General features: G+C 46.4%; 6 protein-coding genes. 3 read left to right on the forward strand and 3 right to left on the reverse strand.

Going from position 1 to position 5150, the window contains the following annotated elements:
* From B7X71_RS11425 to ptsP, 3 genes are all read left to right on the forward strand, one after another.
* Positions 1 to 414 (forward strand): PTS fructose transporter subunit IIA (locus B7X71_RS11425; RefSeq protein WP_293600781.1); only part of this gene is annotated, 414 nt, incomplete at its 5' end.
* Between the two features lie 8 nt (positions 415 to 422).
* Complete coding sequence (locus B7X71_RS11430) at positions 423 to 692, forward strand: HPr family phosphocarrier protein (protein WP_215302161.1); 270 nt, start codon at positions 423 to 425, stop codon at positions 690 to 692.
* Between the two features lie 2 nt (positions 693 to 694).
* Entirely contained in the window at positions 695 to 2446 is a 1752-nt protein-coding gene (ptsP, locus tag B7X71_RS11435; protein ID WP_293600782.1) for a phosphoenolpyruvate--protein phosphotransferase, read from the forward strand.
* Between the two features lie 4 nt (positions 2447 to 2450).
* Here ptsP and moeB read toward each other — a convergent pair whose 3' ends face one another.
* The 3 genes from moeB to B7X71_RS11450 form a co-directional block, all read right to left on the reverse strand.
* Positions 2451 to 3203, reverse strand: a complete 753-nt coding sequence (moeB, locus tag B7X71_RS11440; protein WP_215302159.1) for a molybdopterin-synthase adenylyltransferase MoeB — start codon at positions 3201 to 3203, stop codon at positions 2451 to 2453.
* Between the two features lie 22 nt (positions 3204 to 3225).
* On the reverse strand, positions 3226 to 4659 hold the full coding sequence (locus tag B7X71_RS11445; protein WP_293600783.1) for a S41 family peptidase: 1434 nt from the start codon (positions 4657 to 4659) through the stop codon (positions 3226 to 3228).
* Between the two features lie 14 nt (positions 4660 to 4673).
* Positions 4674 to 5150: 2,3-bisphosphoglycerate-dependent phosphoglycerate mutase (locus B7X71_RS11450; RefSeq protein WP_293600784.1), on the reverse strand; the 477-nt coding region annotated here is incomplete at its 5' end.

Here is a 5150-nt window from a genome sequence, read left to right on the forward strand (position 1 = left end):
GCTCACACTCCAGTCGCAAGTGCGATGCTGGGTTTTGCTGAGCATGCATTTGGTGTAGCGCCAGAGAGAGTAAGAGCTGTCGACATTCCGCCTCATGAAGATACAAAAGCCAGCTTCGACCGACTCTTGAAAGCGGCATATGGCGTCAACACGGGCCAAGGCGTTTTAATATTGACTGATGTAATGGGCGCGACCCCAGCAAATGTGGCATCGAAGCTTGAAGCTTTGGGGTCATTATCGGGTTTAAATGCGCCCGTGATTGTCTTGGCCGGATTAAATCTACCCATGCTGATGCGCTGTATTTCTCATCGTGGTGAAGGGCTCGAAGAGCTTGCCCATAAAGCACTTCTAGGTGGTCAAAATGGAATTTTGCGTTTGGGCTCTAAAACACCGCAAGTCACTACGGAGAAATAGGACTCACTATGCCTATTGCTGAAATCGAAATCATTAACAAATTGGGCTTACATGCTCGAGCATCTGCGAAGTTATCCCAGCTTGCTGCCGAGTTCCCCTGCGAAATCTTTTTATCCCGCAATGGACGTCAGATTAATGCCAAGAGCATTATGGGTGTCATGATGCTGGCCGCTGGGATTGGCAGCACCGTCACTCTAGAGACTGTTGGCGAAAAAGAGGATGAGGCGATGCAAGCTTTAACGGCATTGATCAATGATCGATTTGGCGAGGGCGAATAAGGGTGACTTTTGCTTTACACGGAATAGCAGTATCTAAAGGCATTGCTATTGGCAAAGCCGTCCTGATATCGCGTGCAGCATTAGAGGTTAGTCATTATTTAGTTGAAGTTGGCAAAGAAGAGGCTGAGGTTCAAAAGTTATTGGATGCTTTTGAGCAAGTGCGCCTTGAGTTAACGCAATTGCGTCAAGGATTGCCTAAAGATGCGCCTCAAGAAATGGCTGCGTTTTTGGATGTACACGGCATGATTCTGGCAGATCCAGCTTTAGCTGAGAAGCCAATGAAATTGATTCGCACTCAGAGATTAAATGCAGCTTGGGCTTTAACAACCGAACTCAATGATCTTTTAGAACAATTTTCTGATATTGAGGATGCGTATTTAAAAGAGCGTGCTAATGATATTAGACAGGTCGCAGAGCGCGTAATCAAAGCGTTGAATGCTCAGAAAAAAGACCCTCTACATGATGCTGATTTTTTACCAGCAAGCGATATTGGTATTGAGTCAATTATTGTTGCGCACGACATTGCCCCTCATGACATGCTGCGTTTCAAAGAGCATGCCTTTACAGGGTTTGTGACAGATCTGGGTGGCAAGACTTCTCATACCGCTATTGTTGCGCGCAGCATGGAGATCCCTGCGGTAGTTGGTGTGCGACATGCCAGTGAAATGATTCGTCATGGCGATTGGTTAGTATTGGATGGGGAACATGGGGTTGTCGTTGTTGCGCCTGATGAGCAGCTTCTTGCTGAGTATCGAAAGCTACAAGCTCAAGCCTTAAAAGAAGCCCGCAAGCTAAAGCAGTTAAAGCACGCCAAGACAGAAACTGCTGATCGTGTTCAGATTGAATTATTTGCCAATATTGAGTTGCCTGAGGATGCCATTCAGGCAGTGAAGTTGGGTGCCGTGGGTGTCGGCTTATTCCGCTCTGAATTTCTATTTATGGATCGCAAGCAAGCCTTGCCAGACGAAGAGCAGCAATATCAAGAATATCGTCGCGTGGTCGATTTAATGCATGGTTTGCCTGTCAATATCAGAACCATCGACGTTGGTGCTGATAAGGCCTTGGGCGGTGGAGGTGATGTTTCTCAAACGGGTGCATCACCACTGGGGTTGCGTGCGATCCGCTGGTCCCTGACTGAGCCTGAAATCTTTTTAACGCAACTCAGGGCTATCTTGCGCGCATCAGCCCATGGTCAAGCGCGCATCATGATCCCCATGTTGGCGCACGCTAAAGAGATTGATGAAACATTTAGATTAATTGAAAAAGCAAAGCAGCAATTACATCAGCGCGGTAAAGCATTTAATCCCAATATTCAAGTTGGTGCCATGATTGAAATTCCTGCAGCTGCTTTGATGTTGCCCTTATTTATTAATCGATTCGATTTTCTTTCTATTGGTACGAATGATTTAATTCAGTACACCTTAGCAATCGATCGCGCAGATCATGCAGTTGCACATCTTTACGATCCCCTGCATCCCGCTATTTTGAATTTGCTATCAAGCATCATTGATCAAGCTAAGCGCGCAGATGTGCCGGTTGCCATTTGTGGAGAGATGGCTGGAGATCCTGCGTTAACAAAGCTATTGCTCGCGCTCGGGCTGACAGATTTCTCAATGCACTTTAGCCAGCTGTTATTAGTTAAGCGCGAGATCTTGAAGGCAAATGTAGGTCTATTGAAAGCACGCGTCCCTAGAGTTCTGCGTGCCTACGAGCCTGAGGAGCAGGCTAAAGCATTGGAGCGCTTGCTCTCTTAAGTCCCTAATGCTGAGAGCCGCAAACCTTGCATGCGGGATTTCTAGCAATGCGAATTTCATCAATTTGAGTATTGAGCGCATTCCAAAGTAACATTCTCCCCACTAAAGGCTGACCAAAGCCAATCAATACTTGTAATGCTTGAGCTGCTTGCATCGCTCCAATAATGCCAACCAGAGGGGAAAAGATACCCATGCTGGCACAGCTGACTTCCTCAAACTGATCTTCTGGAGAAAAAAGACAGGCATAACAAGGGGATGCTTCATGACGAAAATCAAAGACACTTAGTTGACCGTCAAATTTGAGTGCTGATCCTGATACAAGGGGCACCTTTTGGCGAAAGCAAGCCGCATTAATGAGCTGACGAGTTGCAAAGTTATCCGTGCAATCTAGAACAAGATGAACTGCTGGCAAGACGTCTTTCAATAAATTATCAGTTGCCTTCTCTGCAATTGCATTAATTGTTAGAGTGGGGTTAATACTTTGCAAAAATTGTTTACCAGATTCCACCTTGCTTTTGCCAATGGAGTTCTGGGCATGCATGATTTGTCGCTGTAAATTAGTGAGCTCGACTTTGTCATGATCGACAAGCGTTATTTTTCCGACACCAGCTGCGGCTAGATAAGGCGCAGCAGCACTTCCCAAGCCACCAGCACCAATGATGAGGATGTGCGAACCAAGCAATATTTCTTGGCCTGCAACATCAATTTCTTCTAGTAATAAATGCCGCGAGTAGCGAAGTAGCTGCTCATCATTCATGTGTGTACCCCATCGCTAGAACCTACTCTAGCTTGGAGGCTGAGCGTTTTACAGGCTCACCATTAATAAACGCAACGGCTTGAGAAAGCATGAAGTCATCTGCACTACCAAGTTCGATAGGCTTCTTAGACTTTTCTTTTTCTTTCTCTTCAGGAGTCTTCTTGGCATTTTTTTCTTCAATGCGTTGTAACTCTTCTAGGCGACGCTTCTCACGATCAGCAACGAGTTTTTCTTCTGAAGATTGCTTATTACGTAAATGTTTCTCGCTGTCGATCTCGCGAGTAATCAGCACATCATCGGGATCGCCATCTTTATTTTGATCAACCGCGATGTCAGGCTTAATACCGTAAGCTTGAATCGATTTGCCACTCGGTGTGTAGTAGTAGGCTGTAGTAATTTTTAATGCAGACTCGTTTGTGAGGGGGCGGACGGTCTGAACAGAGCCTTTACCGAAAGTGGTTTTACCGATAATGGTGGCGCGTTTGTAATCCTGTAATGCGCCAGCCACAATTTCAGAGGCGGAAGCAGAGTAGGCGTTGACTAAAACGACCATTGGTAATTTTTTATACATCGCAGGTACGCTAGCCAAAGGATCGCCAGGCTCACTCAGGCGATACATAGCTGGCGTCGCATTGAATATCTGCTTTGAATCAGCTGTCTGACCTTTAGTGGAGACGATCACGGCATCTGCCGGTAAGAAGGCGGCTGCAACACCAACAGCACCTTGTAACAGGCCACCACCATTATTCCGGAGATCAAGAATGATGCCCTTCATCTTAGGGTCTTGAGTGGCAAGGTCGCTTAATTTTTTTGCTAGGTCAGGAACGGTACGCTCTTGAAAGCTCGTTACCCTGACCCAGGCGATATTGTTGTCCAAAATTTTGGCTTTGACGGATTGCACTTTAATTTCAGCGCGAGTAATAGTTACCGGAAAGCTGCGCTCTTCACTTTTGCGAAAGACCGTCAAAGTAATTTTTGTGCCCGGAGTACCCCGCATGGTGCGTACCGCTTTATCCAGAGACATGCCACGAACAGGCTTGTCATCTAAGCGAGTAATGAGGTCCCCGGCTTGTAGGCCAGCGCGCGCAGCAGGACTGTCTTCAATGGGGTTGAGTACTTTAACAACACCATCCTCTGAAGTAATTTCAATGCCAAGGCCAGCGAACTTGCCGCTTGTTTGCTCTTGCATTTCAGAAAAATCTTTTTTATCAAGATAGGTGGAGTGTGGATCAAGACTGCTCACCATGCCCTTAACAGCATCAGTTAGTAACTGCTTGTCTTCAATTGGCTCAACATACTCACGCTTGATTTGGGCAAACACGTTCGATAGTGTGCGCAGCTCATCTAAAGGTAGCGTCGTGCCCTGCTGGGCGGTAGCAGAGAGTTGGATAGTGGCTGCAACCCCGGCGATGAGGCCAACAGAGACTAGGGCAAAGTTCTTGAAAAATACGCGCATGCTTCTGTTTTACCTTAATCCAAATAAAAATGTTGAATGGGTTTGAGATTGTCATCGAGCTCATAAACAAGCGGGATGCCATTGGGGACATTAATTTCCATAATATCTTCGTCAGAAACCTGGTCGAGATATTTAATCAAAGAGCGGATGCTATTGCCGTGCGCAACAATTAATACGCGCTTACCTGCTTTGAGGGCGGGAGCAATAGATTCATTCCAAAGAGGTAGTACACGCTCGACGTTATCTTTAAGGCACTCACCCAAAGGAATATCGGAAGTGTTGAGTTTTTCGTAACGTCGATCATTCTGCGGATTACGTTCATCACCCCTTTCTAAGAGTGGTGGACGCACATCGTAGGAGCGGCGCCAAATATGAACCTGGGCATCTCCATACTGCTGAGCAGTTTCAGCTTTGTTTAAACCAGTGAGGGCGCCATAATGACGCTCGTTTAGTCTCCAGCTATGGACTACGGGCAACCACATGAGGTCCAT

The organism is Polynucleobacter sp. 39-46-10 (assembly GCF_002282275.1).